Raw genomic sequence first — 26,089 nt, forward strand, 5'->3', positions numbered from 1 at the left:
GGGCTGACCAGCACCGTATCAGGCTCGGGCGGTCAATCTTCCGGGTGGTCCGCGTGGTCTCCCCCACCTGGACCGACGAGATCAGCTTGACCTGGTGACCACGGAGAGCAATCATTACTCTGCGTATTGATCTAAGCCTCCCCGCGGCAGTCCCCTACCGGCTGACGGGGCGAATGAACGGAGAACCGCCACATGGGCGACTACGCCAAGGCGCTGGGGGCAAAGCTCCGCGCGATCCGCCAGCAGCAGGGCTTGTCTTTGCACGGCGTCGAGCAGAAGTCCGGCGGTCGCTGGAAGGCCGTGGTCGTCGGCTCGTACGAGCGCGGCGACCGCGCCGTCACCGTGCAGAAGCTGGCCGAACTGGCCGACTTCTACGGGGTGCCGGTGGCCGAACTGCTGCCCGAGGGGCGGGTGCCGTCCGGGGCGGAGCCCGCCACGAAGATCGTCATCAACCTGGAACGGCTGCAACAGCTGCCGGCGGAGAAGGTCGGGCCGCTCGCGCGGTACGCGGCCACCATCCAGAGCCAGCGCGGTGACTACAACGGCAAGGTGCTGTCGATCCGGACCGAGGACCTGCGGTCCCTCGCCATCATCTACGACATGACGCCGGGCGAGCTGACCGAGCAGCTCATCGACTGGGGCGTGCTGCCTCCCGAGGCCCGCCCGGCCAAGGAGGACTGAAGGCGCGCGAGAACGGCCCGACCCTGTTCGGAGCGGTCGGGCCGTTCTCCCGTGTCCGGGTGCCGGCGGTGCCCGCCGGGGGCGGTGCCGGGGAGCCGCGCTAGAGGACCGCGCGGAGCTGGTCGGCGATGACCGCGATCCGGCCCAGCACGCCGTTGACGAACCGCGGCGAGTCGTCCGTGGACAGGCCCTTGGCCAGCTCCACCGCCTCGTCGATCGCCACCGCGTCGGGGACGTCGGCCGCCCACAGCAGCTCGTAGAGGCCCAGCCGCAGCACCGCGCGGTCGACCGCGGGCATCCGCTGGAGGGTCCAGCCCTCGGCGTGCTCGGAGATCAGGTCGTCGATCCGCGCGCGGTGCGCGGTGACGCCCTCCACGAGGCTGACCGTGTAGTCGTTCACCGGGGGGACGTCGGTCGAGCCGACGCGCTCGGAGACCAGGGTCACCGCGTCGATGCCCCGCAGGTCCGCCTCGAAGAGGACGTCGACGGCGCGTTTCCGCGCCTTGCTGCGTGCGCCCATATCAGCCGTTCACGCGGCCCAGGTACCGGCCGTCGCGCGTGTCGACCTTGATCTTCTCGCCGGTGGTGACGAACAGCGGGACCTGGATCTCCGCGCCCGTCTCCAGCGTGGCGGGCTTGGTGCCGCCGGTGGAGCGGTCGCCCTGGAGGCCCGGGTCGGTGTGCTGGATGACCAGCTCGACCGAGGTGGGCAGCTCGACGTAGAGCGCGACGCCCTCGTGCACGGCGACGACGGCCTCCTGGTTCTCCAGCATGTAGTTCGCGGCGTCGCCGACCGTCTCGGCCGGGACGCTCATCTGGTCGAACGTGTCGCCGTCCATGAAGACGAAGTCGGTGCCGTCCTTGTACAGGTAGGTCATGCCGCGCTTGTCCACGGTCGCCGTGTCGACCTTGGTGCCCGCGTTGAAGGTCTTGTCCACGACCTTGCCGGTGAGGACGTGCTTCAGCGTGGTGCGCACGAAGGCGCCACCCTTGCCCGGCTTGACGTGCTGGAACGCGGTGACGGTCCAGAGCTGGCCGTCGAGGTTCAGCACCAGGCCGTTCTTCAGGTCGTTGGTGGTGGCCACGGTGGTGGGCTCTCCTGTTGCGTAGGTGAGGGCGAGCGCCGGCGGGACCGGCGATCCGACATCAGACGACCACGAGCTCTTTCGTGGTCAGGGTGAGGAGCTCCGGGGCGCCTGCGCGCACCACGAGCGTGTCCTCGATGCGGACACCACCCCTCCCGGCCAGGTACACACCGGGCTCGACGGTGACCGCCATACCGGGCAGAAGTGTACCGTCACCCGCCTTCGACAGCGCTGGAGCCTCGTGGATCTCCAGGCCGACGCCGTGGCCGAGGCCGTGCGGGAACTGCTCGCCGTACCCCGCGCGCTCGACCACGCCGCGCGCCGCCGCGTCCACGTCGGCCGGCCGCGCGCCGACCGCCAGCGCCGCCCGGCCGGCCGCCTGCGAGGCCGCCACCAGCTCGTACAGCTCCCGCTGCCAGTCCGCGGCCCGGCCGACGACGAGGGTGCGCGTCATGTCGGAGTGGTAGCCGTCGACGAGCGCGCCGAAGTCGAGCTTGACCAGGTCGCCCGCCCTGACCGGGGCGTCGGTCGGCCGGTGGTGCGGCACGGCCGAGTTCGCTCCCGCCGCCACGATCGACTCGAACGAGGGACCGGCCGCGCCGTGGTCGAGCATGCGGCCCTCCAGCTCGCGCGCGATCTCCCGCTCGGTGCGGCCGGGCCGCAGGCCGCCGTGCTCGACCAGCCCGGCCAGCGCCCGGTCGGCGGCGGCGCACGCCATCCGCAGCGCCTCGACCTCGGTGTCGTCCTTGACCAGCCGCAGCTCCTCGACCAGGCCGGACGCCCGCACCAGCCGGGCGTCGCCCGCCGCGCCGGCCAGGGCGTCGGTCAGCGCGTCGAGGTCGTCGACGGTGACGCGGTGGCTCTCGAACCCGATCCGGTCCGCGCCCCGGACCCGCGTGAGCAGGGCCGTGCCGCAGGACCGGTCGACGACCCGCTCCAGGTCCGGGACCTGCGCCGCGGCCTGGGTGCGGTAGCGGCCGTCGGTGCAGAACACCGCGTCCTCGTCGGGGTCGGCGCGCACCAGCAGCGCGGCGTTCGACCCGGTGAAGCCGGTCAGGTAGCGGACGTTGGGCAGGCTGGTCACCAGCAGCGCGTCCAGCTCGCGCTCCCGGAGCGCGGCGCGCAGCGCGGCCCGGCGGGTGGTGTGGGGCACGACCCGCAGCCTAGGGCCACCGGCGGCGCTCCACCGGACCGCTCGATGGGCCGAACGGGTCGGCCTACGCTGGGCCCATGCGCGTGTGGCTGACCCGGGGGTCCTGGACGGGGTTGTTCCACGGCGGGGTGCAGGTCGGCACCTCGGCGATCGCCGTGCACAGCCCCGGCGCGGCGCCCTCGGTGCGGTACATCGCGCTCGGCCTGCTCGTCGCGGCCGGTCTGCTGTGGGCCGCGCTCGACGCGTGGCGCGGGCTGGAGGGGCGGGGCATGGCGTGGTTCTTCGCCGGGCTGGTCGCCGGGCCGCTGGCGGGGCTGGTCGGCGTGGTGGGCCGGTCGTGGGTGGACCGGACGGGGCTGGAAGCGCTCGGGCCGGCGCTGACCGGGGGCGCGGCGTTCACCGCGCTGCTGGTGATGGCGGTCGCGGCGGTCGGCGCGGCCCTCGGCGGCGCGCTGCCGCAGCCCCGCGAAGCCTCTTGACCGCGGGACCCCTCCGCCGGCGGAGGGCGGGCTAGCGCTTCGGGTCGTTGACCTTCTCGTGGGCGTCCCAGGCGGTCTGCGAGACGTCGGTGACCGGCGAGGAGTTGAGCGCCGCGACCTCGGCCGCGCGGACGACCCACAGCCGGTCGTCGGCCAGCAGCAGCCCGACGCGGCCGTCCGGCGCGCGCAGCGCCTCCACGCCCGCCGGGATGCGCGCGACGACCTCCAGCTCGTCCACCACCGCCGGGCGGCGGTCCAGCACGCGGGTGGCGAGCCGGTCCGTCACCGAGCGCCGCTCGACGCGCACCACCTTGCCGCCCAGCACCAGGTCGACGGTGTTCTCCGGGGACGGCACGGCGAACCCCTCCAGCACCCGGGCCGCGTCCTTCGTGGCGCAGCCGGGCGCGTTCGCGAGGTCGAGGCCGAAGTGGGCGAGGTCGGTCGGCGCGGCGGAGCGGCCGTCGATCGCGGTGGCGCGCACCAGGTCGAACGGGATGCGCCCGCACGGGTCCTCGGGCACGACCGGCACGTGGCCGATCGTGGTGCGGACCAGGCCGGGGCCCTCGCGCCACGGGCCGGGGACGAGCACCGGCGGGTGCGGGTTGGTGGTGAACCCGCGGTCCCAGAAGGTCAGGGTGGTGCCGTGCTCGGTCTCGTGGGCGATGGCGAACGCCCGCAGCGCGTCGACGTACACGAGGTCGGCGCTGAACGCGTCCACGACGGACCGGGTGCGCGGCTCGCGGGTGCCCGCGACGGGGGTGAAGCCCTTCTCGCCCAGCGCCTGCACGCCCGAGGCGAACACCGGGTCCTTGGACCGCAGCACGAACTGGCCCGCGCCGTTCCACCCGGCGGCGGCGCCGGTGGTGTCGGTGAACATCAGGTAGAACCAGCCGTCCAGCCACAGCGCCGAGGGCTGGCCCGCGCCGTAGGTGTTCTCGCGCGTGTTGTCGTAGGACGGGCTCAGGATCGGGGCGCCGCCCGCGGCGCGGGTCCACGTGAGGCCGTCGGTGCTGGTGGCGACGCCGATGGCGTTGCCGTGCGCGTGGTCGCCGGCCGCGCCGGTGTAGTAGAGGTAGTAGGTGCCGGCGACCTTGATCACGGACGGGTCGCACGTGTGCACGCCGTCGAAGCCGCCGACGCTGCCCGAGAGCACGGGGGTGGCGGGGCCGCCGCCGGGCGCGCCGAACGGGCCGTCCGCGGACGGGCCCTCGGCGTAGAGGACGTCGTCGCCCGCGGGGGCGGCGGCCAGGAGCTGGCCGCACCACCACATGCGGTGCCGGCCGCCGTCGAGCATGACCGTCGGGCCGTAGTTGTAGGGCGAGTCGCCGCCGGAGGCGACCACGCCGGGGCCCTGCCTGCCGCGGTCGGTGGCGAGCGCGACCGGGGTCGGGTCGGCCTCGGGCGCCGCCGCGGTCGTGCCGACCGGCGCGTCCTCGCTGGTGGCGGAGGTGACCGGCGCGGGGTCGGCGGCGCTCGGCGCGCAGGCGACCAGCAGCGCGACGACGAGCGCGGAGCCGAACAGCCTCGCTCCCACGACGGGACTGCGCATGCGGGGCGGGTCTCCACTTCTGGCACGGGGGCGTGTACCGGGGAAGACGCGCGGCACCCGGCTCCGGTTCAGTGTAGAGAGCCCGTACTGCGTACGGGTGTCACCGGTCCGTGGCCACCAGCTCGACCTCGAAACCGTCCGTGTTCTCCAGGTAGCCCGCGTAGTGGTCGGGTCCACCCGCGTGGGGGTAAGCGTCGGCGAACAGCGGCGACCACCCGTGGTCGACCGACTCGGCGACCAGGCGGTCGACCCCGGCCCGGTCGGGCACCCACAGCTCGACGTGGTGCAGCGCGCCCGCCGGCACCTCGCCCGCGCTCACCCCTTGGCGGCCAGGTGGCGGATGGCCAGCGCGTAGCCGCCGATGCCCAGGCCGGCGATGACGCCCTCGGCGACCTCGGAGATGTAGCTGTGCCGGCGGAACTCCTCGCGCTTGTGCACGTTCGAGATGTGCACCTCGACCAGCGGCGCGGTGAGCTGGGAGCACGCGTCGCGCACCGCCACCGAGTAGTGCGTCCACGCCGCCGGGTTGAGCACCACCGGCAGGGCCTCGTCGGCGGCCCGGTGCAGCCAGCCGAGCATCTCGCCCTCGAAGTCGGTCTGCCGGACCTCGACCTCGACGCCCAGCTCGCGCCCCGTCGCCTCGCACAGCGCCACGAGGTCGGCGTAGGTGGTGCGGCCGTAGACGTCCGGCTCGCGCGTGCCCAGGCGACCGAGGTTGGGCCCGTTGAGCACCAGGACCTTCACAGCAGCACGCTCCCGCCCGGCTTGCGCCCCTCGGACGCGACGGCGGAGTACGCGGCGGCGATCAGCGACGGGTCCGGGCCCTCCAGGCGACCGGGCTTGGCCAGGCCGTCGAGCACGACGAAGCGCAGCACGCCCGCGCGGTTCTTCTTGTCGCTGCGCATCCCCTCCATGAGCTGCCCCAGGGCGTCCGGGTCGTAGCTCGTGGGCAGGCCCAGCGAGGACAGGACCGACCGGTGGCGGTCGGCGGTGGCGTCGTCCAGCCGGCCGGCCAGGCGGGCCAGCTCGGCGGCGAACACCAGGCCGACGCTGACCGCGGCGCCGTGCCGCCAGCGGTAGCGCTCGCGGCGCTCGATGGCGTGACCGAGGGTGTGGCCGTAGTTGAGGATCTCGCGCAGGTCGGACTCGCGCAGGTCGGTGGACACCACGTCGGCCTTGACCTGGATCTTGCGGCGGACCAGCTCCTCGATGACGTCGCCCGCCGGGTCGAGCGCGGCGGCCGGGTCGGCCTCGATCAGGTCGAGGATCGCCGGGTCCGCGATGAACCCGCCCTTGACCACCTCGGCCATGCCCGCGACCAGCTCGTTGCGGGGCAGCGTCTCCAGCGTGGCCAGGTCGACCAGCACGGCGGTGGGCTCGTAGAACGTGCCGACGAGGTTCTTGCCCGCGTCGGTGTTGATGCCGGTCTTGCCGCCGATCGCGGCGTCGACCATGCCGAGCAGCGTCGTCGGCACGTGCACGAGGCGCACGCCGCGCATCCACGTGGAGGCGACGAACCCGGCGAGGTCGGTCACCGCGCCGCCGCCGAGGCCGATGACGGTGTCCGCGCGGCCCAGGCCGATGCGCCCGAACACGTCCCAGCAGTAGCCGGCGACCCGCAGGTCCTTGCCGTCCTCCGCGTCGGGCACCTCCACGCGGTGCGCCTCGACGCCCGCTGCCGCCAACTCCTCGCGGACCGCCTCGGCGGTCTCCGCGAGCGTGGGCGTGTGGACGATCGCCGCCTTCGCCGTGCCCCGCAGGGTCTCGACCAGGTCGCCGAGCAGACCTCGCCCCACCACCACGTCGTACGGTCGTTCCGCGGCCACGCGGATGCGCACCGGCTCGCCCATCACCACTCCCCTTCGTCGCTCACCATTCGACCACGACCGCTCGCGGCACCGGTTCGGCCGGCCCGGGTTCGGCAGGCCCGGGTTCAGGTGACCCGGGCGAGCACGGCGTCGACCACACCCGCCGGGTCCAGGTCGTCGGTGAGCACCTCGATCGTGGCCACCTCCCGGTACAGCGGCAGCCGCGCTTCGAGCAGGGCCTTGAACGTCGACCGCGGGCTCACCCCGGCCAGCAGCGGCCGGGCGGTGGACAGGCCGGTCCGCCGCACGCCCTCGGCCGTGCCGACGTTGAGGAACACGACGGTGTGCCCGGCGAGGCGTTCCCGGGTGGCCGCGGACAGCACCGCGCCGCCGCCGAGGGCGAGCACGCCGTCGTGGTCCGCCAGCCCGTCCGCGACGGCCCGCTCCTCCAGCGCCCGGAACGCGGGTTCGCCGTCGGTGGTGAAGATGTCGGAGATCGGCTTGCCCGCGGTGGCGACGACGTCGTCGTCGGTGTCCCGGAAGGCCACGCCGAGGCGTTCGGCGAGCAGCGGCCCCACCGTCGTCTTGCCCGCTCCGGGCGGGCCGAGGACGACGAACCTCGGGCTCACAGCCCCGCCCACCGGGCTTCGAGGGCCTCCAGGTAGGAGGCGACGTTGCGCTTGGTCTCGGCGATCGAGTCGCCGCCGAACTTCTCCAGCGCCGCCTCGGCGAGCACCAGCGCCACCACCGACTCCAGCACCACGCCCGCGCGCGGCACGGCGCACACGTCCGAGCGCTGGTGGATGGCCACGGCGGGCTCCCCCGTGCGGACGTCCACCGTGGACAGGGCGCGCGGCACGGTCGAGATCGGCTTCATGGCGACGCGCACGCGCAGCGGCTCGCCGTTGGTGATGCCGCCCTCCAGGCCGCCCGCCCGGTTGGAGCGCCGGGTGACGCCCTTCGGGCCGGTGCCGCGGTCGATCTCGTCGTGCGCCTGGCTGCCCCACCGCTGGGCGGTGGTGAACCCGTCGCCGACCTCCACGCCCTTCATCGCCTGCACGCCCATCAGCGCGCCCGCGAGCCGCGCGTCGAGGCGGCGGTCCCAGTGCACGTGCGAGCCGAGGCCCGGCGGCAGGCCGTAGGAGATGACCTCGATGACGCCGCCGACCGTGTCGCCGGCCTCCTTGACCGCCTCGACCTCGGCGACCATCGCGTCCGTGCCCCGCCGGTCGAACGCGCGGACCGGGCTCGCGTCGACCGCGGCCAGGTCGCCGGGACCGGGCACGGCGGCGTCCTCGGGCGTCCTCGCCCCGCCGATCGACACGACGTGGCTGATCACGTCCACGTCGAACACCTGCTTGAGGAAGTGGCGGGCGACGGTGCCCAGCGCGGTGCGGGCCGCCGTCTCGCGGGCGCTGGCGCGCTCCAGCACGGGACGCGCCTCGTCGAAGCCGAACTTCTGCATGCCGGGCAGGTCGGCGTGGCCGGGCCGGGGCCTGGTCAGCGCCTCGTTGCGGCCGGTGGGCTTCAGCTCGGACGGGTCGACGGGGTCGGCGGACATCACCTTCTGCCACTTCGGCCACTCGGTGTTGCCGATCCGGACCGCGATCGGACCGCCCTGGGTGAGGCCGTGGCGGACACCGCCGAGGATCTCCACCTCGTCGGCCTCGAACCCCATGCGGGGGCTCCGCCCGAACCCCAGTCGGCGGCGCTCCAGTTGAGCGGTCAGGTCGGCAGTGGTGACCTCGACCCCGGCGACCATGCCTTCCAGCACGGCGACGAGAGCGGGCCCGTGAGACTCACCAGCGGTGATCCAGCGCAGCACGCGTGAATCCTTCCACAGCGGGGGTGCGGGGGTGTGCGCAGGTCAGCGACGGTGGCCGCGTCCCGACAGGTGGACGATCAGATCGCGACCGCGCCCCGCGGCGCGCCGACCGGCGAGCTGAAGTCCACCGCGGCGACCTGCTCGCCGACCTGGCGGGCACGCTGCTCGCCTGCGGCATCCCGGCCGCCGCTGAGCACGCGCAGCACCGACCAGCCGCTCCCGCGGCAACCCGTCGTGAACGCGCCCGGGATGCCGCTCGGCTTCCTCGGCGGCGTCAGGCGGCTGACACCACCACCAGCCACGTCGCGGTCAGCAGTCCCGGGCCGTGGGGGACGCCGCCGGTGCGGAACCACGGCGCCAGGGCCAGGGTGACGGCGCAGGACAGCACGAGCGCCGCGGGCAGCGCCCACCACGACACCGGCGCGAGCACCGCGCCCAGCGCGCCCGCCAGCTTCACGTCGCCGCCGCCCATCGCGGACGGCGCGAGCAGCCGCACGGCCAGGTGGAAGGCGAAGAACACCGCCGCGCCCGCCAGGACGCGCCCCGGGTCGGCGCCCGCCCACCACAGGGCGAGGCCGAGCAGCGGGTACGCGGGCAGCGTCACGGCGTCGGGCAGGCGGCGGTGGCGGAAGTCCAGCATGGACAGCAGCACGCCCAGCCAGGCCACGAGCAGGGCGACGGGCAGCCACCGGGGCGGCACCAGGAGCGCGGTCGGCCACCAGAGCGCGACCGTGAGCGCGGCGCAGGCGGGCCGGTGGACCTCCGTCGCCCGCCGGGCGGGGCGGAGGAAACGGTCATGTGGTGCGGAAACACGGGAACCGGGCGTGGTCGGGGTCATGGGTCCAGCGTGCGCGGGGTGCGGTGGCGGTTCAAGGAGAGGTGCGGGTGAATGGACCATTCACCCGCACCGGTCCCGCGAGGACCCCGACGCGACCGGGACCCCGGCTCAGCGCGGCCAGGAGAACAGGTGGTCGCCGGCCGTCACCGGACCGCCCGCCTGGTCCCGGAGCACCTCGGCCGCCGCGTCGAGCGCGATGACCGGGCAGATCGGGGCGAACCCGGCGGCCTCGACCTCGGCCGGGTCCCAGGTGACGACGGGCTGACCGGCCCGCACGGTCTCGCCCTTGACCACGTGCAGCGTGAAGCCCTCGCCCTTGCGCTTCACCGTGTCGATGCCCAGGTGCACCAGCACCGCGGCGCCCCCGTCCGTCGCCACGACGAACGCGTGCGGGTGCAGCGTCACGACCACGCCGTCCACCGGGGACACCACGTCCGCGCGCACCCGGTCGGGCTCGACCGCGACGCCCGGTCCGACCATGGCCTGGGAGAACACCGGGTCGGGCACCTCGCTCAGCGGCACCGCGCGCCCGCTGACCGGGCTCGTCACGCGCAGCGTCACAGCAGGTCCTCGATATCGCTGGCGATCGTGTCCGCCTCCGGGCCCACGACGACCTGGACGACGTTGCCGGACCGCATCACGCCGTGCGCGCCCAGGCCCTTCAGCGCCTTCTCGTCCACCAGGGAACCGTCCTCCAGCTCACAGCGCAGGCGCGTGATGCAGGGCTCGATCTCCACGATGTTGTCCGCGCCGCCGAGCGCGGCGAGGATCTTCTCAGCCTTGTCGTCCGCCACTTCAAGTCCTCTCTCGACACCTGCCCCGAGGGCATCCGGCCCTGAGGGTGCCACCGCTCGGGCACGGTCCCGTAACGGCGGTTGACACCCGGTCGGCGCGCGGAGCATCCTCCCCGCACCAACTGGTCTAGACCGGAAAGTACCAATCTCGGTCCTGACCCGCGAGCGCCGGGGGAGGGTGAGTGGACCGCACGGAGATCGTCGACGGGCCGAAGCCCAAGCACGCCCAGCTCCGCGACATCCTGCGGCGCGCGGCGGAGCGGGAACTGCCGCCCGGCTCGCCGATCCCGTCCGAGCGCGACCTGGCCCAGCGGTACCGGGTGTCCCGCATCACGGTCCGCGCCGCCGTCGGGCAGCTCGTCGCCGAGGGCCTGCTGACCAGGGCGAAGGGGCGCGGCACGTTCACCGCCCGCCGCCGCGTGGACGTGCGGCCGCACCTGGAGTCCTTCACCGACGACATGCACAAGCGCGGGCTGAGCCCGGCGACCGAGGTGCTGTCGTGCGGCGAGGGGGAACCGCCGGCGGCGGCGTCCGCCGCCCTGGGCCTCGACCAGGGCGAGCCCGCGTACCGGCTCGTCCGCCTGCGCCGCGCCGACGGCGTGCCGCTGGCCGTCGAACGCGGCTGGTACAGCCCCCGGGTCGTGCCGGGGCTGCCCACCCACGACCTGACGACCTCGCTCTACGCGTTGATCGCCGACGCCTACGGGGTCCGGCTCGACCACGCCGGCCAGACGGTGTGGGCCGAGGGCGCGGACCCCGAGACCGCGAAGCTGCTGGGCGTCCGCACGGGCTCCCCGCTGCTCGTCTTCCGCAGGGTGGCCGGTTCCCGGGGCACGCCCGTCGAGGACATGACGTCCTGGTACCGGGGCGATCTCTACCAGGTGACCATGCAATTGGACCGGACCGACCCGGAGTCCGGACCGCACCGTTCCCACGAGGGAGGTACCCCATGAGCGCCAGCGCCCCCCAGGCGACCGGCGGTCGTGAGATCAAGGGACTGGCCGCTTTGCAGCGCTTCGGTCGCAGCCTCATGCTGCCGATCGCCGTGCTGCCCGCGGCCGCTCTCCTGCTGCGACTCGGCCAGGCCGACATGCTGGGCGAGGACGGCCTCGGCTGGAACAAGGTCGCGGCGGTCATCGGCAACGCGGGTGACGCGCTGTTCGCCAACCTGCCGCTGCTGTTCGCGGTCGGCATCGCGGTCGGTTTCGCCCGGCGCGGCGACGGCTCCACCGGTCTGGCCGCGGTGGTCGGCTACGTCGTGCTCCAGGGGGTGTTCAAGGCGATGTCGCCGCTGGTCCTCGACCAGCCGGACGACCCGGCCGCCAAGGCGAACCTGATCGACTACAAGGTCCTCGGCGGCATCGTCGTGGGTCTGCTCACCGCCGTGCTGTGGCAGAAGTACCACCGCATCAAGCTGCCCCCGTACCTGGCGTTCTTCGGCGGGCGGCGGTTCGTGCCGATCCTGGTCGCGGGCGTCGTGGTCGTCATCGGCGTGCTGATGGGCCTGGTGTACCCGGTCTTCGCGGCGGGCCTGGAGAACGTCGGCGAGGCGATCACCGGGAGCACGATCATCGGCGCGGGCCTCTACGGCTTCGTCAACCGGCTGCTGATCCCGCTCGGCCTGCACCACATCGTCAACAACGTGCTGTGGTTCCAGTTCGGCGAGTTCGAGGGCAAGACCGGCGACATCCCCCGCTTCCTCGCCGGGGACCCGACCGCCGGCACGTTCCAGACCGGCTTCTTCCCGATCTTCATGTTCGCCCTCCCGGCGGCGGCGCTGGCCATCGTGCACACCGCCCGGCCGGGCCAGAAGAAGATCATCGCCGGCATCATGGGCTCGGCGGCCCTGACCGCGTTCATCACGGGCGTCACGGAGCCGCTGGAGTTCGCGTTCATGTTCGTGGCGTGGCCGCTGTACCTGATCCACGCGTTCCTCACCGGCACCTCGCTGGCCGTCAGCAACGCGCTGGGCATCCACGACGGCTTCGGGTTCTCCGCGGGCGCGATCGACTACCTGCTGAACTTCAACATCGCGACCAAGCCGCTGCTGATCCTCGTGCTGGGCGTGATCTACGCGGCGATCTACTACTTCCTGTTCCGCTTCGTCATCACCAAGTGGAACCTGAAGACGCCGGGCCGCGACGCCGACGAGGACCCGGAGGCCGACCAGAGCGCGGTCGAGCCGGCGACCGCCGGGGCGGCGGGCGAACGGCCCCGCCGCGACCGCACCCCGAACGACGAGCACGACGGAGAACACGGGAATGCCTGAGCGACGGGTCACGGTGGCGAGCAAGGTCGGGCTGCACGCGCGCCCGGCGGCACTGCTGGCCAAGGCGGCGAAGGAGCAGCCGGTCACGGTCACCATCCGCAAGGACGACGGCCAGCCGGTCGAGGCGGCGAGCGTGCTGGGCCTGATGACGCTCGGCGCGATGCACGGCGACGAGGTCGTGCTCACCGCGGAGGGCGACGGCGCGGACGCCGCGCTGGAGGCCATCGCGGGGATCATCGCCACGGACCACGACGGGGGCTGATCCCACCCACCCGTCACGGGGCCCTGCTCGCACCTCGCGCGAGCAGGGCCCCGCGGCGCGTGCGGGGGACGGCGGCGTGAGCGTGACGGCAGTGTGGGCAGATGGCCGTGTGGGCTGATGGCGCTGTGGGCACCTCGGCGCTGGTCGGACGACACCGACTCGGTCGCCGAGCCCACCGGGCCGGACCTGCGGCCGGAGCTGGTCGCACCGCTGCCGGCCGACCTGCGGCAGGCGGTGCTCCTCGTGCCGGCCGAGGCGTTCCGGCAGCGGCGGTTGCGCGAGCTGCCCCGGGCGGGCCGGGTCTCCGCCGAGGTGAGCGACCCGGAACGCGCCCGGGCCGACCGGGGCTCCCCCTAGAGGGGCAGGGGGAGGATGCCGCCGGTCGCCTCGCGCAGCGCGCGGCGCATCTCCTCGCGCGGCGCGGGGTGGCCGGTGAACTGCTCGCACTGGCCGAACGCCTGGTGCAGCAGCATGTCCAGCCCGGTGGCCAGGGTGCGGCCGTGCTTCTCCACCTCGTACGACAGCGGCGTCGGCCAGGGGTGGTAGATGACGTCCAGGACGCACGGCGACTCGGCCAGCGCGGGCGCGATCGGCTCCGTCGCGTCCGGCGGCACGGTGCTGATCAGCACGTCCGAGGCGGCGGCCAGGGCGGCGAAGTCGGCGTCGTCCCAGGTCACGACCTCCAGCGCCACGCCGAGGCGGGACGCGCAGGACTCGGCCTCGGCCGCCCGCGACACCGACCGCACGACGAGGGTCACCGCGCGCACGCCCACCGAGGCGAGGGCGACCAGCGCGGCCGTCGCCGTGCCGCCCGCACCGAGCAGCACGGCGCGCGTGCCGGAGGTGAAGCCGCACGCCGCGCTCAGCGCGCCCAGCACGCCGTCCACGTCGGTGCAGTCGGCGCGCCAGCCGTCCTCGGCGCGGACCAGGGTGTTCGCGGCGCCCACGAGGGTCGCGCGGGACGTCGCGGACGTCGCGGCGGCCAGCGCGGCGCGCTTGTTCGGCATGGTCACGGACAGGCCGACCCACTCCGCCGGCAAACCCCCGACCAGGGCGGGCACCTCGTCGGCGACGCACTCGACGCGCGTGTACGCCCAGTCGAGGCCGAGCGCGGCGAACGCGGCGTTGTGCAGCACGGGCGACAGCGAGTGGGCCACCGGCGAGCCGATGACCGCCGCACGGCGGGTCACGTCAGAAGACGCCCTTCCGCCTGGCCTCGGACACCGCGGCGTCGTGCTCGTCGAACGTGACGTTGAAGCACGTCGTGCCGTCCGTCTCGCACTTGACGAAGAACAGCCACTCCCCCGCCTCGGGGTTGATGGCGGCCTTCACCGCCTCCATGCCCGGCGACCCGATCGGCGTGGGCGGCAGGCCCTTCGTGTCGGCGCTGTAGGTGTTGTACGGCCCGGACCGCGCGCGGTCCTCGTCGCTGGTGGTGATGATGGGCCGGTCGAGCTTGTAGTTGACCGTGGAGTCGAGTTCGAGGATCTGCCCCTTGGCGAGCCGGTTGTAGACGACCCGGGCGATCTTGCCGAAGTCCTTGGTCTTGCCCTCCTTCTCGACCAGCGACGCGACGACCAGCACCTCGTAGGGCTTGAAGCCGGTCGCGCCCGAGCCGGAGGGGATGCCGTAGCTCTGGAGGCGGCCCAGCGACGTGGTGATGACGGCGCGCAGCAGGTCGGCGGCGCTCGCGCCCGGGTCGAGGTGGTACAGGCCGGGGACGATGAGCCCTTCGAGGCGGTTCTCCCGGGGCGCGGCGTTGACCGCCGGGATCGCCCAGTCGGGGATGCCCAGGGCCTGCGGGTCGGCGTTGTCGGCGACGTCGCGCAACTGCTCCACCGGCACGCACTTCTTGGTGCCGTCCAGCTCGACGCACGAGGCGTCGGACAGCATCGAGAGGATGCCCTTGGTGGTGGAGCCGTCCGGCGCGGTGAGGTCGTGCAGGACGTTGCCGCCCTTGACCTCCAGCGGCGTGATCTTCGACGTCGAGTCGACCATGCGGCTGACCGCGGCGGCCCCCGACATCTTGGTCTTCATCAGGTAGAAGCCGGGCTGGATGGCGGTGAGCCGGTCGTCCTGCGCGCCCGCCTCGGTGAACGCCCGCGCGCTCGCCACGACGCCCTGCTCCTGGAGGGTGGTGGCGATCGAGGACACGAAGTCGCCGTCCTTGACCTCGACCACCACGTCGGCCTCGCCGGTGCCGCTGTAGTCCTCGTAGGAGCCGATGCCGCTCAGCACCCGGTAGCCGTAGTAGGCGCCACCGGCGCCGCCCGCGAGCACCAGCGCCACGACGACCCAGAGGATCGTGCGCTTGCGCTTGGCCCTGGCCCGGCGGGCCGCCGCGGCGGCGGCGCTCTTCTTGCCGCGCGTCCGCTCGTCAGCGCGCGCGTCGGGATCGGCGAACAACCCGAGGTCGTCGTTCACGAGCCGTCCTTAGCTCCGGGGGCTCGTCCCTCGTCGGCGGAACGGGCCACGTGTCGCGCTCGTGCGTCCAGCCAGGACTGCAGGATCTCGACCGCGGCAGCCTGGTCCACGACAGCACGTTGCTTCTTGCCTCGCACACCGCGTTCGGCGAGCACCCGGCTCGCCGTGACGGTGGTCAGCCGCTCGTCGGTGAGCCGCACCGGCACCGGGGCGACGCGCTCGGCCAACGCCGCAGCGTACGCCGCCGCCTTCTCCGCCGCCGGCCCGTGCCTGCCCGCGAGCGTGCGGGGCAGCCCGACCACGACCTCGACCACGTCGTGCTCGGCGACGAGGCCGACCAGGTCGCTGAGGTCCCGACCGGCCTTCTCGTCACGGGACAGGGTAACCAGGGGCGTCGCCAGGAAGGCCCCGGGATCGCTCAGGGCGACCCCGACCCGCACCGCTCCGACGTCGACGCCCAGCCTCCGCCCGAGGCCGGGGTCGTCGACGCCGGCGCGGTCACCGCTGCTCAAGGGCGCGATCCACCTCGGCCCGCAGGGCGGCCACGGCCTCCTGCACGCCGGCCGGGTTCGTGCCGCCGCCCTGGGCCAGGTCCGGCTTGCCGCCGCCGCGACCGCCGACGGCCGGGGCGAACGCGGGCACCAGCTTGCCGGCGGCGAGGCCCAGGTCGCGGGCGGCGGCCGTGGTGGCCACCACGAAGCTGACCTTGTCGCCGTCCGGGGCGAACAGGCCGACGACGCCGGGCTTGGCGCCGAGCCGGTTGCGCACCTCGCCGGCCAGCGACCGCACGTCGGCGGCGGTCGTGCCCTCGGGCAGGGCCAGCGCGACGAGGGACAGCCCGCGCACGTCCAGGGCCTGCTCGGCCAGGGACCCGGCGGAGGACAGCAACTGGGCGGCGCGGACCTTCTCCAGCTCCTTCTCGGCCGCGCGCAGGCGCTCGACCAGGGCCTCGACCCGGGCGGGCACCTCGGCGTCGGGCACCTTCAGCAGCGTGGCGACGTTCTGCACGAGGGCCCGCTCGCGGGCCAGGTACTGGAACGCCTCGATGCCGACGTACGCCTCCAGCCGGCGCACGCCGGAGCCGACGGACGACTCGCCGATGACCGTGATCGGGCCGATCTGGGACGAGTGCTCGACGTGCGTGCCACCGCACAGCTCGCGCGACCAGGGGCCGCCGATCTCGACGACGCGCACCGTCTCGTCGTAGGTCTCGCCGAACAGGGCGACCGCGCCCATCTCCTGGGCGCCGCCCATGTCGGTGTAGACGACCTGCACCGGCAGGTCCTTGCGGACCGCGAGGTTGGAGACCTCCTCGATCTCGCTGCGCGTGGCGTCGGACAGGCCGCCGGTCCAGGCGAAGTCGAGCCGCAGGTAGCCGGGCTTGTTGTAGGAGCCGCTCTGGAGGGCGGACGGGCCGAGCACCTGGCGCAGGGCGGCGTGCACGACGTGCGTGCCGGAGTGGCCCTGGCGGGCGCCGACGCGCCACTCGGGGTCGACGCGGGCCTCGACGTGCTCGCCCTCGGCGATCTCGCCGCTGACCACGCGCACCTGGTGCACCCACAGCTTGCGGGCGACCTTCTGGACGTCGACGACCTCCAGCTCGGCGCCGCCGGTGACGATGGTGCCCGCGTCGCTCTCCTGGCCGCCGGACTCGGCGTAGAGGGGGGTGCGGTCGAGGACGACCTCGACGATGTCGCCCTCCTTCGCCGTGCGCACGCGCTTGCCGCCGCTGACGATGCCGCGCACGGTGGCCTCGCTGGCCAGCTCGGAGTAGCCGGTGAACTCGGTGGCGCCGAGCTCCAGCAGCTCGCGGTACACGGTCTGGTCGCCGTGGCCGGTCTTCTTGCCGGCGGCGTCGGCCTTGGCGCGGGCGCGCTGCTCGGCCATCAGCTTGCGGAAGCCGGCCTCGTCCACGGTGAGGCCCGCCTCGGCGGCCATCTCCAGGGTGAGGTCGATGGGGAAGCCGTAGGTGTCGTGCAGCTGGAACGCCTTGTCGCCGGGCAGGGTGGCGCGGCCCTCGGCCTTCACCGCGCCGGCGGCGGTCTCGAAGATCCGCGAGCCGGCGTCGAGCGTGCGGAGGAAGGTCTCCTCCTCGGCCTTGAGCACCTGCTCGATGCGGGCGAAGCCGCTGACCAGCTCGGGGTAGGTCGGGCCCATGGTGTCGCGGACGACGGCGGCGAACCGGTTGAGCACGGGTTCGGTGACGCCGAGCAGGCGCGAGGAGCGGATGATGCGGCGCAGCAGGCGGCGCAGGACGTAGCCGCGGGCCTCGTTGCCGGGGGTGACGCCGTCGCCGACGAGCAGCACGCCGGAGCGGGCGTGGTCGGCGATGACGCGGAAGCGCACGTCGTCGACCTCGTTGTCGCCGTAGCGGCGGCCGGACAGCTCCTCGGCGGCGGTGATGACGGCGCGCACGAGGTCGGTCTCGTAGACGTTGTCGACGCCCTGGAGCAGGAACGCCACCCGCTCGACGCCCATGCCGGTGTCGATGTTCTTGGCGGGCAGCTCGCCGAGGATCGGGTAGTCCTTCTTGGCCCCGCCCGCACCCCGCTCGTTCTGCATGAAGACGAGGTTCCAGATCTCCAGGTACCGGTCCTCGTCGACGACCGGGCCGCCCTCGGCGCCGTACTCGGGGCCGCGGTCGTAGTAGATCTCCGAGCAGGGGCCGCACGGGCCGGGCACGCCCATCGACCAGTAGTTGTCCTCGACGCCGCGGCGCTGGATGCGCTCCGGCGGCAGGCCGGCGACCTTCTGCCACAGCTCGGCGGCCTCGTCGTCGTCGAGGTAGACGGTCACCCACAGGCGCTCCGGGTCGAACCCGTAGCCGCCGTCGTCCTGGGACCCGGTGACCAGCTCCCAGGCCAGCCGGATGGCGTCTTCCTTGAAGTAGTCGCCGAAGCTGAAGTTGCCCGCCATCTGGAAGAACGTGAGGTGGCGGGTGGTCTTGCCGACCTCGTCGATGTCGGGGGTGCGCACGCACTTCTGGACGCTGGTGGCGCGCTCGTACGGCGGCGGGGCCTCGCCGAGGAAGTACGGCTTGAACGGCACCATGCCGGCGTTGACGAACAGCAGGTTGGGGTCGTCGAGCAGCAGCGACGCGCTGGGGACCACGGTGTGGCCGGCGTTCTCGAAGTGCTCGCGGAAGCGCTTGACGATCTCGTGGGTCTGCACGGGCTTTCCTTACGAAGTGCGTGGTGGGTGGGCGTGGCGAGGCGAACGACCCTCGTTCAGTCGTTCGCCCTGCGCGCTCGCCGACCGGTGGTGTGGCCCGTCTGCCGCTCCACGGTGTCGTGCAGCTCCTGCTCGCGCTCGGACATGCCGGCGCGCACGTCGGCGCCGAAGGACCCGAGGGCGCCCGCCAGCTCGCGCAGCCCCTGGCCGACGTTCTCGCCGATGCCGGCGGGCGTGGCGGCGTGCGCGGCCTGCCCGGCCTTGCGGGTGGCGAAGACGCCGGCGGCGATGCCGAGGCCGAACCAGAAGATCCGCTTCATCGCCCGCCCCTGCGCCGGAGGTGCTTGCCGGGGACTTCCTTGGCGGCGCGGCGGGCGCGGACGGCCTTGCTCACGCCGTAGGACAGCGCGGCGGCCTTGACCAGCGGGCCGCCGAGGGTGGCGGTGAACAGCGAGGTGAGCGCGGAGACGTTCCCGGTGACCGCGCGGGCGTTGGCGGTGATCCCGTCCACCCGCTCCAGCTGCGTGTTGACGTGCGTGATCGTCGTGTTCGCGCCGGTGAAGATCGGGTCGCTGTTCTGGTGGGCCTTGCGGATGGCGATCGTGGCCTCGTCCAGCGTCCGGCCCAGCTTGATCAACGGGATCGCCAGCAGCAGCACAAGCAGCACGAACGCGCCGGCGGCGACCAGCGCGGCGATCTGCCCTGGCGACACGGGCCCTCCTGGTGGCTCTGACAAGACTCGGGTGGGGGCCAAGGCTACCGCGCGCGGTCCGGGGGGTCCGAACGAGATCGCCCGCACGTCGTGCCACGGGGTGGGACGGCCGGCCAAGACCCCCCATTTGGCGGTCGATTCGATCGTGCGCCCGGCGGCTAGCGTGACACCGGAGTGATCGTCATGTCCGTCGGAGCGCTTGACACACACCACGCCGAGTAGATGAGGTAAGGCTAGCCTTAGCCAATCGTCGGAGGTGCCGTGTTCGCCGCCAGTCCCTCCGGACGACCGATCCCGCCCGGCCGCCCCGACGACGTGCTCGCCGCCGCGGCGGCCCGCCTCGGCGACCTGCCCGAGCACGGCCTGGGCGCCGACGCGGCGCTGGCCGTGATCACCGAGGTGCTGGTCGAGCACGGCGTGGACCTCACCCACCCGTTCGCCGCCGCCCACCTGCAACCGCCGCCGCTGGCCGTGGCCGTCGCGGCCGACGCGCTGGCCGCCGCGGGCAACGCCTCGCTCGACACCTACGACTCCGGGCCCGGCGCCATCGCCGTCGAGCGGTGGGTCGTGGCGGCGCTGGCCCGGCTGGCCGGGTTCGGGGCGGGCGCGGACGGCGTGTTCACCCCCGGCGGCACGCTGTCCAACCTGACCGCGCTGCTCCTGGCCCGGGACGCCGCCGCCGCCCGGATCGGCGTGGACGTGCGCTCCGACGGCGTGGCCGCCCTGCCCGACCCGGTGGTGCTCTGCTCCGAGGCGGCGCACTTCTCCGTGCAGCGGGCCTGCGCGGCCCTGGGCATCGGCGAGCGGGCCGTGCGGCAGGTGGCGGTGGACTCGAACCGGCGGATGCGCCCCGACGCGCTGGCCTCGCAGCTGCGCTCGGGCGGCACGCCGGTCGCCGTGGTCGCCACCGCGGGCACCACGGACTTCGGCTCCGTCGACCCGCTGCACGAGGTGGCCGAGGTGGCGCGCGAGCACGGCGCGTGGCTGCACGTGGACGCCGCCTACGGCTTCGGCGCGGTGTTCTCCGCGAAGCTCGCCGGGCTCGTCGACGGCCTGGCGCTGGCCGACTCGGTCACCGCCGACCTGCACAAGATCGGCTGGCAGCCCGCCGCGGCGAGCCTGCTGCTGGTGCGGTCGGCGGCGTCGTTCGACGCGCTGGAGCGGTCCGTGGCCTACCTCAACCCCGAGGACGACCGCGCCGAGGGCTACGACGGCACGCTGGGCCGCACGTTGCAGACCACGCGCCGCCCCGACGCGGTGAAGGTCGCCGCCACGCTGCTCGCGCTGGGGCGCACCGGCCTGGGCGCGCTGGTGGACCGCTGCCACGAGCTGGCCCGCCACGCCGCCGCGCTGATCGCCGCCGACCCGGCGTTCGAGCTGGTCGGCGGGGCGACGCTGACCACCGTGGTGTTCCGCTACCGACCGGCGGACGAGTCGCGGTCGGACGAGGTGAACGCGCGGCTGCGCCGGCGGCTGCTGCGCTCGGGCCAGGCGCTGATCGGCCGCACCGAGGTCGACAAGGCGACCTGCCTGAAGTTCACCCTGCTCAACCCGAACGCCCGGGAGGCGGACCTGGCGGCGCTGCTGGCGCTGGTCCGCGAGGCCGGCTCCGCCGCCGAACGGCTGTTGGAGGGAGTGGCATGAGACCTGACCCGCTGGAGGGCGACGACCCGCGGTCGACCGCCGAGCACGCCCACCTGGAGGCCCTGCTGCGCTGCTGGGTGCGCGAGCGGGGCGTGCCGGTGGGCGACCGGGTGCGGATCGAGGCGCTGGGCGTGCCGCTGGAGGCCGACGTCCGGTACCGCTCGGCGACCGGGTGGCACCGGTTCGGCCCGGTGACGCTCGCGGGCCGCCCCGCCGACCCGGTGGTGGCGGTCGCGCTGGTCGCCGCCGAGCTGGCGGGCGACGGGGCCGGTGGCGAGGTCGCCGACCTGGTGGAGCGCACCGCCGAGTCCGTGCGCCGGGTGGCCGGGTTCGTGGCGCACCGCAGGCGCACGCCGGTCGGTCCCGCCGACCGGTTCCTCGACGCCGAGCAGCGCCTCATGCTGGGCCACCTGCACCACCCCGCGCCCAAGAGCCGCGACGGGCTGTCGGAGGCCGACAACGCCCGGTTCGCGCCGGAGCTGCGCGGCTCGTTCCCGCTGTTCTGGTTCGCCGCGGCCGAGGAAGTCGTGTCGCACGGCTCGGTCGCCGGGCCGGACGCGCCGTCGTTGATGTCGGCGCTCGCCGGCCGCGCCCCCGAACCGGGTCGTGTGCTGGTGCCCGCGCACCCGTGGCAGGCGCACGACCTGCTGCGCCGGCCGCGCACCGCCTCGCTGGTGTCGCGGGGCCTGCTGGAGCCGCTGGGCGAGTTCGGGCCCGCCTGGTCGCCCACGTCGAGCCTGCGCACGGTGTACCGCACGGGCGCGCCGGTGATGCTGAAGCTGTCGCTGGGCCTGCGGATCACCAACTCGCGGCGCGAGTCGACGTCCACCGAGCTGCGCCGCGGGTCGGAGGTCCACCTGCTGCTGGAGTCCGGGTACGCGGCCGGCACGGAGAAGGCGCACCCGGAGTTCTCGGTCGTGCGCGACCCGTCGTGGCTCGCGGTCGACGAGGGCGGCGAGGTCACCGGCCTGGACGTGGCGGTGCGCGAGGTGCCCGACGGCATCGGCGACTCGCGCTGCCTCGCCGGTCTCGTCGCGCCCCGGCCGGGCATCGGGCGCAGCCTGCTGGGCGAGCTGGTGATGCGGCTCGACGCCGCCGAGTGGGTCGCCTCCTACACCGACCACGTGCTGGTGCCGATGCTGCGGCTCTACGCCGAGACCGGCATCGGGCTGGAGGCGCACCAGCAGAACACGCTGGTGCGGCTCGACCCGGCCGGACGCGTCGTCGGCGGCCGGTACCGGGACAACCAGGGCTACTACCTGGCGTCCTCGCGCCTGCCGGACGTGCTGGAGCGGCTGGGCGTCGCGTCCTCCGCGCTGGCCGTGGTGGACGACGCGGTCGTGGACGACCGGCTCACCTACTACCTGCTGCGCAACCAGGCGCTGGCCGTGGTCGGCTGCCTGGGTGTGGAGGGGCTGGCCGACGAGCGCGCCCTGCTGGCCGTGGTGGCGTCCCGGTTGGAGTCGGCGCTGCCCGCGCTCGCCGAGGCCGGCCCCGACGGCGACCGGCTGGCGCGGCGGTGGCTGACGGCGGACTCGCTGCCGTGCAAGGCGAACCTGATGACCAGGCTCCGGGGCATCGACGAGGTGCTCGCGCCGCTGGACGCCCAGTCGGTGTACTTCGACGCCCCCAACCCGCTGCGGGAGGGCAGGTGCGCCCGGTGACCCACCTCGACGCCTACCGGCCGACCGACGACCTGTCCGGGGTGCCCGGTCCCCCGCTGCCGGTGCTCGCCGACGGGTGGCGCGCGCGGGCCGTGGACCCCGACCGGGACCTCAACCTCGTGCACCGCTGGATGCAGGCGCCGCACGTGGTCGCGTTCTGGCACCAGGCGTGGCCCCGCGAGCGGTGGGACGCCGAGCTGCGCGGGCAGCTGGCCGGCGTGCACTCGCTGCCGCTGCTGGTCGGCCGCGACGACGACCCGCTGCTGTACGTGGAGGTGTACCGGGCGGCGCGGGACGTCGTCGCGACCGCGTACCCGGCCCGGCCGCACGACCTCGGCGTGCACCTCGCCGTCGGGGACCTGGCGATGACCGACCGGGGTCTCGTGCGGTCGCTGCTGCCGGTGCTGGCCGACGCGCTGTTCGCCGCCGACCCGCGGTGCACGCGGGTGGTGCTGGAGCCCGACGTGCGCAACCGGCGGGCGATCAGCTCGTTCACCGCGGGCGGGTTCGCGCCGGTCGGCGAGGTGCTGCTGCCGGACAAGGTGGCCCTGCTGATGGTGCGCACGCGGTGACCGCCCGCGAGTCGGTGGACGTGCTCGCGATCGGCTGCGGGCCGTTCAACCTGGGGCTGGCGGCGCTCGCGTCGACGGTGGACGACGTGGACGTGGTGGTGCTGGAGGCGCGGCCGGAGCTGCGCTGGCACTCCGGGATGATGTTCGACGACGCGGTGCTGCAGGTCAGCTTCCTGGCCGACCTGGTGACGATGGTCGCGCCGACGCACCCGCTGTCGTTCCTGGAGTACCTGCGCGACGCCGACCGGCTCTACCCGTTCTACGTGCGGGAGAGGTTCCACCCGACGCGCCGGGAGTACGAGGACTACCTGCGGTGGGCGGCGTCGCGGCTGCCCGTGCGGTTCTCGCACCCGGTGACCTCGGTGCGGTGGGAGGACGACCGGTTCGTGGTGTCCGGGTCCGCGGCGTCCGGGTCTCCGGCGTCCGGGTCTCCGGCGTCCGGGTCTCCGGCGTCCGGCGAGAGCTTCTCCCTCGAAGCCCGGCACCTGGTGCTGGGCGTGGGCACGGAGCCGCACGTGCCGGCCGCGCTGGACGGGGTGGACGTCGTGCACACCTCCGAGTACCTGCACCGGGACGTGGGCGCGGCGCGGGTGACCGTGGTCGGGTCCGGGCAGTCCGGGGCGGAGGTCGTGCTGGACCTGCTGCGGCGCAACCTGTCCACCGGCGGGCCCGCCGTGACGTGGCTGACCCGCACCCCGGTGTTCGCGCCGCTCGACTACACCAAGCTGGTGCTGGAGATGACCACGCCGGCGTACGTGCGGCACTTCCACTCGCTGCCGCGGGAGCGGCGGGACGCGGTGCGCGCCGAGCAGTGGCGCCACTACCGGGCGATCTCCTCGGAGACCATCGAGGAGCTGCACGACCTGCTGTACCGGCGGGAGTGGGAGCGCGGCCTGGCGCCCGTGGAGCTGCGGCCCGGGGTGGCCGTGGTGTCGTCGCGGGTGACGGCGTCCGGCGTGGAGCTGACGTGCGCGCACCGCGACACCGGGCGGACGTTCACGCACGTCACCGACCTGGTGGTGGCCGCGACCGGGTACCGGCAGGCGGCGACCCCGTTCCTCGCGCCGCTGGAGCCGCTCGTGCGCCGGGACGACGCCGGCCGGTACGTGGTGGCGCTGGACCACTCGATCGCGCTGGACCCGTCGGTCACCGGCCGGGTGTTCGTGGCCAACGCCGACCTGCACAGCCACGGCGTCGCGGCGCCCGACCTGGGCATCGGGGCGGTGCGCAACGCCACGATCCTCAACGCGGTGACCGGCCGCGAGGTGTACCCGCTGCCCGAGCACACCGCCTACACCAGTTTCACCGCACCGGGGGACGACGTTGACTGACCTGTGGCGCGAGTGCTCGGCCGCGTTGCTCGCCAAGACCATCGGCGAGCTGTGCTTCGAGGGCCTGCTGGAGCCCGAACCCGGCTACGAGCTGCGGTTCGACGACGCGGTGTACGCGTTCTCGGCGACGCGGACCGCGTTCGGCGGCTGGGTCGTGGAGCCCGGGTCGGTGCGGCGGGGCGCGGCGGGCATCCTCGGCGACGACGTGGTCGAGCCGTGCGACGACGTGCAGCGGTTCGTGGTGGACGCGTTCCGGTCGCTGGGGGTGGACCCGGCCACCACCGCCGGGTTCCTCGCCGAGGTGACCGCGACGCTGACCGCCGACGTGGCGCTGGCGGCGACCGCCCGCCCGGTCCCCGAGCTGGTCGCCCTGCCGCACGCGGAGCTGGACGGGCACCTGACCGGGCACCCGTGGCTGATCGCGAACAAGGGGCGGGTCGGGTTCTCGGCGGACGACGTCGCCCGGTACGCGCCCGAGTCGCGCACGCCGCTGCGGGTGCCGTGGCTGGCCGTGCACCGGGGGCTGGCCGAGTTCCGGGGCACGTCGTCGCTGTCGGAGGCGGCCGTGCGGGCGCACGAGCTGGGGCCGGAGGTGGTGGAGCGGTTCACCGACGTGCTGCGGGGGGCCGGGGCGGACCCGGCGGCGTACGCGTGGCTGCCCGTGCACCCGTGGCAGCTCGACCACGTCGTGCGCACGCTGTGGGCGCCGGAGCTGGCGACCGGGCGGATCGTGGAGCTGGGCGAGGCGCCGGACCGGTACCTGCCGACGCAGGCGATCCGGACGCTGTCCAACGTGGACTCGCCCGACCGCTACCAGGTGAAGCTGCCGCTGCGGGTGCTGAACACCTCGGTGTACCGGGGCATCCCGCCGCACTGCACGCTGGCCGCGCCGGTCGTCACGGAGTGGCTGACCGGCCTGTGGGAGTCCGACGAGCTGATCCGGTCGTGGGGCACGGCGCTGCTCGGCGAGGTGGCGTCGGTGACCGTGCGGCACCCGCGGCTGTCGCGGGCGGGCGCGGTGCCGTACCAGTGGCTGGAGACGCTGGGCTGCATCTGGCGCTCGCCGGTGGCGCTGCGCCCCGGTGAGCGCTCGTGGTCGTTGGCGGCGCTGCTGCACGTGGACCGCTCCGGCCAGCCGCTGGTGCGCGAGTTCATCGGTTCGGGTGATCCCGCGGCCTGGTTCGCGGCCCTGCTGCGGGCGTTGTTCCGCCCGTTGGTGCACTTCCTCTACACGTACGGGATCACGTTCAACCCGCACGGGGAGAACGTCGTGGTGATCACGGACGAGTCCCACCTGCCCGTCCGCGTGGCGATCCTGGACCTGGTGGACGACGTGAACGTGTCAGTCGACCGCGTGCCGGCCCGCGGCCTGGACCCGGACACCGACGACCCGGTGCTGCCGCGCAAACCGTGGCCGGTGCTGCGCCAGTACGTCGTGGACGCCCTGCTGGTCGGCGTGTTCCGCCCCCTGTCCACCCTGCTCGACCTGCCGCCCGGCACCTTCTGGGGCATGGTCCGCGGCGAGGTCGACGCCTACCGCGCCCGCTTCCCGGACCTGGCGGACCGCATGGACGCGGGCTCCCTGACCGCCCCGGAGTTCCTCCGCTTCCCGCTCAACAGCTACCGCATCACCCTGGGCTACCGGGACCTGACCGCCCGCCCCCCGGTCCCGAAGACCGGCACCCTCCCCAACCCCCTCCACACCGCCCCCTCCATCCCCCCACCCGACACCCCCTGACCCCGCGAGAGTCCAACGCCCGGGCCTCGAGAGTCCAACGCTCAGGCCCGGTGAGTTCTTCGTTCGGGCCGACCGGTCGGTATGCGGAAC

At 74.1% G+C, this 26,089-nt stretch carries 30 protein-coding genes; 11 read left to right on the forward strand and 19 right to left on the reverse strand.

The window, feature by feature from the left end; all coding sequences use genetic code 11:
• Nucleotides 1-192 precede the first annotated feature (192 nt).
• Entirely contained in the window at nucleotides 193-681 is a 489-nt protein-coding gene (bldD, locus tag ACRAKJ_RS31785) for a transcriptional regulator BldD (protein ID WP_015103676.1), read from the forward strand.
• Nucleotides 682-781: 100 nt separating this feature from the next.
• Here the strand turns inward: bldD and nusB are convergent, their stop codons facing one another.
• The 3 genes from nusB to ACRAKJ_RS31800 all read right to left on the reverse strand — a co-directional run bounded on the left by nusB (nucleotide 782) and on the right by ACRAKJ_RS31800 (nucleotide 2,919).
• Entirely contained in the window at nucleotides 782-1,201 is a 420-nt protein-coding gene (gene nusB, locus ACRAKJ_RS31790) for a transcription antitermination factor NusB (RefSeq protein ID WP_438921370.1), read from the reverse strand.
• A 1-nt stretch (nucleotide 1,202) separates the two neighbouring features.
• Nucleotides 1,203-1,766, reverse strand: a complete 564-nt coding sequence (gene efp / locus ACRAKJ_RS31795; protein ID WP_438921369.1) for an elongation factor P — start codon at nucleotides 1,764-1,766, stop codon at nucleotides 1,203-1,205.
• A 61-nt stretch (nucleotides 1,767-1,827) separates the two neighbouring features.
• Nucleotides 1,828-2,919: a M24 family metallopeptidase gene (locus ACRAKJ_RS31800; protein ID WP_438921368.1), complete on the reverse strand. Its 1,092-nt coding sequence runs from the start codon at nucleotides 2,917-2,919 to the stop codon at nucleotides 1,828-1,830.
• 77 nt (nucleotides 2,920-2,996) lie between these two features.
• Here ACRAKJ_RS31800 and ACRAKJ_RS31805 point away from each other — a divergent pair, with 77 nt between their 5' ends.
• Complete coding sequence (locus tag ACRAKJ_RS31805) at nucleotides 2,997-3,398, forward strand: hypothetical protein (protein ID WP_438921367.1); 402 nt, start codon at nucleotides 2,997-2,999, stop codon at nucleotides 3,396-3,398.
• Between the two features lie 31 nt (nucleotides 3,399-3,429).
• On the opposite strand, the gene ACRAKJ_RS31810 is transcribed toward ACRAKJ_RS31805, so the two are convergent.
• The 10 genes from ACRAKJ_RS31810 to ACRAKJ_RS31855 form a co-directional block, all read right to left on the reverse strand.
• A complete protein-coding gene (locus ACRAKJ_RS31810) occupies nucleotides 3,430-4,947 on the reverse strand; it encodes a beta-xylosidase (RefSeq protein ID WP_438921366.1) in 1,518 nt (505 codons plus the stop codon).
• Nucleotides 4,948-5,047: 100 nt separating this feature from the next.
• Nucleotides 5,048-5,266: a hypothetical protein gene (locus ACRAKJ_RS31815; RefSeq protein WP_438921365.1), complete on the reverse strand. Its 219-nt coding sequence runs from the start codon at nucleotides 5,264-5,266 to the stop codon at nucleotides 5,048-5,050.
• The gene (aroQ, locus tag ACRAKJ_RS31820; protein ID WP_438921364.1) at nucleotides 5,263-5,691 is read right to left on the reverse strand and encodes a type II 3-dehydroquinate dehydratase; all 429 of its coding nucleotides are present in this window, start codon (nucleotides 5,689-5,691) and stop codon (nucleotides 5,263-5,265) included. Before aroQ ends, ACRAKJ_RS31815 begins: the two co-directional genes overlap by 4 nt.
• Nucleotides 5,688-6,797, reverse strand: a complete 1,110-nt coding sequence (gene aroB / locus ACRAKJ_RS31825) for a 3-dehydroquinate synthase (protein ID WP_438921363.1) — start codon at nucleotides 6,795-6,797, stop codon at nucleotides 5,688-5,690. The genes aroQ and aroB overlap by 4 nt, the downstream gene beginning before the upstream one ends.
• A gap of 83 nt (nucleotides 6,798-6,880) precedes the next feature.
• Complete coding sequence (locus tag ACRAKJ_RS31830) at nucleotides 6,881-7,384, reverse strand: shikimate kinase (RefSeq protein ID WP_438921362.1); 504 nt, start codon at nucleotides 7,382-7,384, stop codon at nucleotides 6,881-6,883.
• Nucleotides 7,381-8,580: a chorismate synthase gene (gene aroC, locus ACRAKJ_RS31835; RefSeq protein ID WP_438921361.1), complete on the reverse strand. Its 1,200-nt coding sequence runs from the start codon at nucleotides 8,578-8,580 to the stop codon at nucleotides 7,381-7,383. The genes ACRAKJ_RS31830 and aroC overlap by 4 nt, the downstream gene beginning before the upstream one ends.
• 77 nt (nucleotides 8,581-8,657) lie before the next feature.
• Nucleotides 8,658-8,882, reverse strand: coding sequence for a hypothetical protein (locus ACRAKJ_RS31840; RefSeq protein WP_447009112.1), 225 nt, complete (start codon nucleotides 8,880-8,882; stop codon nucleotides 8,658-8,660).
• On the reverse strand, nucleotides 8,855-9,418 hold the full coding sequence (locus tag ACRAKJ_RS31845) for a prepilin peptidase (RefSeq protein WP_438921359.1): 564 nt from the start codon (nucleotides 9,416-9,418) through the stop codon (nucleotides 8,855-8,857). The genes ACRAKJ_RS31840 and ACRAKJ_RS31845 overlap by 28 nt, the downstream gene beginning before the upstream one ends.
• A gap of 108 nt (nucleotides 9,419-9,526) precedes the next feature.
• The gene (locus ACRAKJ_RS31850; RefSeq protein WP_438921358.1) at nucleotides 9,527-9,979 is read right to left on the reverse strand and encodes a glucose PTS transporter subunit IIA; all 453 of its coding nucleotides are present in this window, start codon (nucleotides 9,977-9,979) and stop codon (nucleotides 9,527-9,529) included.
• A complete protein-coding gene (locus ACRAKJ_RS31855) occupies nucleotides 9,976-10,212 on the reverse strand; it encodes a glucose PTS transporter subunit EIIB (RefSeq protein WP_438921357.1) in 237 nt (78 codons plus the stop codon). Before ACRAKJ_RS31855 ends, ACRAKJ_RS31850 begins: the two co-directional genes overlap by 4 nt.
• A 182-nt stretch (nucleotides 10,213-10,394) precedes the next feature.
• Between ACRAKJ_RS31855 and ACRAKJ_RS31860 the strand changes: the two genes are divergently transcribed.
• The 4 genes from ACRAKJ_RS31860 to ACRAKJ_RS31875 all read left to right on the forward strand — a co-directional run bounded on the left by ACRAKJ_RS31860 (nucleotide 10,395) and on the right by ACRAKJ_RS31875 (nucleotide 13,100).
• A complete protein-coding gene (locus ACRAKJ_RS31860) occupies nucleotides 10,395-11,165 on the forward strand; it encodes a UTRA domain-containing protein (protein WP_438921356.1) in 771 nt (256 codons plus the stop codon).
• Nucleotides 11,162-12,481, forward strand: coding sequence for a PTS transporter subunit EIIC (locus ACRAKJ_RS31865; protein ID WP_438921355.1), 1,320 nt, complete (start codon nucleotides 11,162-11,164; stop codon nucleotides 12,479-12,481). Before ACRAKJ_RS31860 ends, ACRAKJ_RS31865 begins: the two co-directional genes overlap by 4 nt.
• Nucleotides 12,474-12,743 carry an HPr family phosphocarrier protein gene (locus tag ACRAKJ_RS31870; protein ID WP_438921354.1) on the forward strand — a complete coding sequence of 90 codons (270 nt, stop codon included), beginning with the start codon at nucleotides 12,474-12,476 and terminating at the stop codon, nucleotides 12,741-12,743. Before ACRAKJ_RS31865 ends, ACRAKJ_RS31870 begins: the two co-directional genes overlap by 8 nt.
• Nucleotides 12,744-12,860: 117 nt before the next feature.
• Complete coding sequence (locus ACRAKJ_RS31875) at nucleotides 12,861-13,100, forward strand: hypothetical protein (protein WP_438921353.1); 240 nt, start codon at nucleotides 12,861-12,863, stop codon at nucleotides 13,098-13,100.
• Here ACRAKJ_RS31875 and ACRAKJ_RS31880 read toward each other — a convergent pair.
• Genes ACRAKJ_RS31880 through ACRAKJ_RS31905 form a run of 6 tightly spaced genes read right to left on the reverse strand, consistent with a single transcriptional unit; the run spans nucleotide 13,097 to nucleotide 19,050 of the window.
• Nucleotides 13,097-13,933 carry a shikimate dehydrogenase gene (locus ACRAKJ_RS31880; RefSeq protein WP_438921352.1) on the reverse strand — a complete coding sequence of 279 codons (837 nt, stop codon included), beginning with the start codon at nucleotides 13,931-13,933 and terminating at the stop codon, nucleotides 13,097-13,099. The two genes, ACRAKJ_RS31875 and ACRAKJ_RS31880, sit on opposite strands and share 4 nt — an antisense overlap.
• A gap of 1 nt (nucleotide 13,934) precedes the next feature.
• Nucleotides 13,935-15,167 carry an endolytic transglycosylase MltG gene (gene mltG, locus ACRAKJ_RS31885; protein WP_438921351.1) on the reverse strand — a complete coding sequence of 411 codons (1,233 nt, stop codon included), beginning with the start codon at nucleotides 15,165-15,167 and terminating at the stop codon, nucleotides 13,935-13,937.
• A complete protein-coding gene (gene ruvX / locus ACRAKJ_RS31890; RefSeq protein ID WP_438921350.1) occupies nucleotides 15,164-15,679 on the reverse strand; it encodes a Holliday junction resolvase RuvX in 516 nt (171 codons plus the stop codon). The genes mltG and ruvX overlap by 4 nt, the downstream gene beginning before the upstream one ends.
• Nucleotides 15,666-18,338 carry an alanine--tRNA ligase gene (alaS, locus tag ACRAKJ_RS31895; protein ID WP_438921349.1) on the reverse strand — a complete coding sequence of 891 codons (2,673 nt, stop codon included), beginning with the start codon at nucleotides 18,336-18,338 and terminating at the stop codon, nucleotides 15,666-15,668. The genes ruvX and alaS overlap by 14 nt, the downstream gene beginning before the upstream one ends.
• A 56-nt stretch (nucleotides 18,339-18,394) precedes the next feature.
• Nucleotides 18,395-18,658 carry a hypothetical protein gene (locus ACRAKJ_RS31900; RefSeq protein WP_438921348.1) on the reverse strand — a complete coding sequence of 88 codons (264 nt, stop codon included), beginning with the start codon at nucleotides 18,656-18,658 and terminating at the stop codon, nucleotides 18,395-18,397.
• Nucleotides 18,655-19,050, reverse strand: a complete 396-nt coding sequence (locus ACRAKJ_RS31905; RefSeq protein ID WP_438921347.1) for a DUF948 domain-containing protein — start codon at nucleotides 19,048-19,050, stop codon at nucleotides 18,655-18,657. Before ACRAKJ_RS31905 ends, ACRAKJ_RS31900 begins: the two co-directional genes overlap by 4 nt.
• A gap of 261 nt (nucleotides 19,051-19,311) precedes the next feature.
• Between ACRAKJ_RS31905 and ACRAKJ_RS31910 the strand changes: the two genes are divergently transcribed.
• From ACRAKJ_RS31910 to ACRAKJ_RS31930, 5 genes are read left to right on the forward strand one after another with little or no spacing between them, the layout of a single operon-like run.
• Complete coding sequence (locus ACRAKJ_RS31910) at nucleotides 19,312-20,694, forward strand: aminotransferase class V-fold PLP-dependent enzyme (protein ID WP_438921346.1); 1,383 nt, start codon at nucleotides 19,312-19,314, stop codon at nucleotides 20,692-20,694.
• Nucleotides 20,691-22,358: an IucA/IucC family protein gene (locus tag ACRAKJ_RS31915; protein WP_438921345.1), complete on the forward strand. Its 1,668-nt coding sequence runs from the start codon at nucleotides 20,691-20,693 to the stop codon at nucleotides 22,356-22,358. Before ACRAKJ_RS31910 ends, ACRAKJ_RS31915 begins: the two co-directional genes overlap by 4 nt.
• The gene (locus ACRAKJ_RS31920; protein ID WP_438921344.1) at nucleotides 22,355-22,930 is read left to right on the forward strand and encodes a GNAT family N-acetyltransferase; all 576 of its coding nucleotides are present in this window, start codon (nucleotides 22,355-22,357) and stop codon (nucleotides 22,928-22,930) included. The genes ACRAKJ_RS31915 and ACRAKJ_RS31920 overlap by 4 nt, the downstream gene beginning before the upstream one ends.
• A complete protein-coding gene (locus tag ACRAKJ_RS31925) occupies nucleotides 22,927-24,261 on the forward strand; it encodes a SidA/IucD/PvdA family monooxygenase (RefSeq protein WP_438921343.1) in 1,335 nt (444 codons plus the stop codon). The genes ACRAKJ_RS31920 and ACRAKJ_RS31925 overlap by 4 nt, the downstream gene beginning before the upstream one ends.
• The gene (locus ACRAKJ_RS31930) at nucleotides 24,254-25,999 is read left to right on the forward strand and encodes an IucA/IucC family protein (protein ID WP_438921342.1); all 1,746 of its coding nucleotides are present in this window, start codon (nucleotides 24,254-24,256) and stop codon (nucleotides 25,997-25,999) included. Before ACRAKJ_RS31925 ends, ACRAKJ_RS31930 begins: the two co-directional genes overlap by 8 nt.
• Nucleotides 26,000-26,089: the final 90 nt, after the last annotated feature.

Source organism: Saccharothrix sp. DSM 118769 (assembly GCF_052936295.1).

Coding starts and splice junctions, on each gene's coding strand:
- bldD (WP_015103676.1), top strand. CDS start 193: ATGGGCGACTACGCCAAGGCGCTGGGGGCAAAGCTCCGCGCGATCCGC.
- nusB (WP_438921370.1), bottom strand. CDS start 1,201: ATGGGCGCACGCAGCAAGGCGCGGAAACGCGCCGTCGACGTCCTCTTC.
- ACRAKJ_RS31805 (WP_438921367.1), top strand. CDS start 2,997: ATGCGCGTGTGGCTGACCCGGGGGTCCTGGACGGGGTTGTTCCACGGC.
- ACRAKJ_RS31810 (WP_438921366.1), bottom strand. CDS start 4,947: ATGCGCAGTCCCGTCGTGGGAGCGAGGCTGTTCGGCTCCGCGCTCGTC.
- aroB (WP_438921363.1), bottom strand. CDS start 6,797: ATGGGCGAGCCGGTGCGCATCCGCGTGGCCGCGGAACGACCGTACGAC.
- ACRAKJ_RS31845 (WP_438921359.1), bottom strand. CDS start 9,418: ATGACCCCGACCACGCCCGGTTCCCGTGTTTCCGCACCACATGACCGT.
- ACRAKJ_RS31865 (WP_438921355.1), top strand. CDS start 11,162: ATGAGCGCCAGCGCCCCCCAGGCGACCGGCGGTCGTGAGATCAAGGGA.
- ACRAKJ_RS31870 (WP_438921354.1), top strand. CDS start 12,474: ATGCCTGAGCGACGGGTCACGGTGGCGAGCAAGGTCGGGCTGCACGCG.
- ACRAKJ_RS31875 (WP_438921353.1), top strand. CDS start 12,861: ATGGCGCTGTGGGCACCTCGGCGCTGGTCGGACGACACCGACTCGGTC.
- ACRAKJ_RS31900 (WP_438921348.1), bottom strand. CDS start 18,658: ATGAAGCGGATCTTCTGGTTCGGCCTCGGCATCGCCGCCGGCGTCTTC.
- ACRAKJ_RS31915 (WP_438921345.1), top strand. CDS start 20,691: ATGAGACCTGACCCGCTGGAGGGCGACGACCCGCGGTCGACCGCCGAG.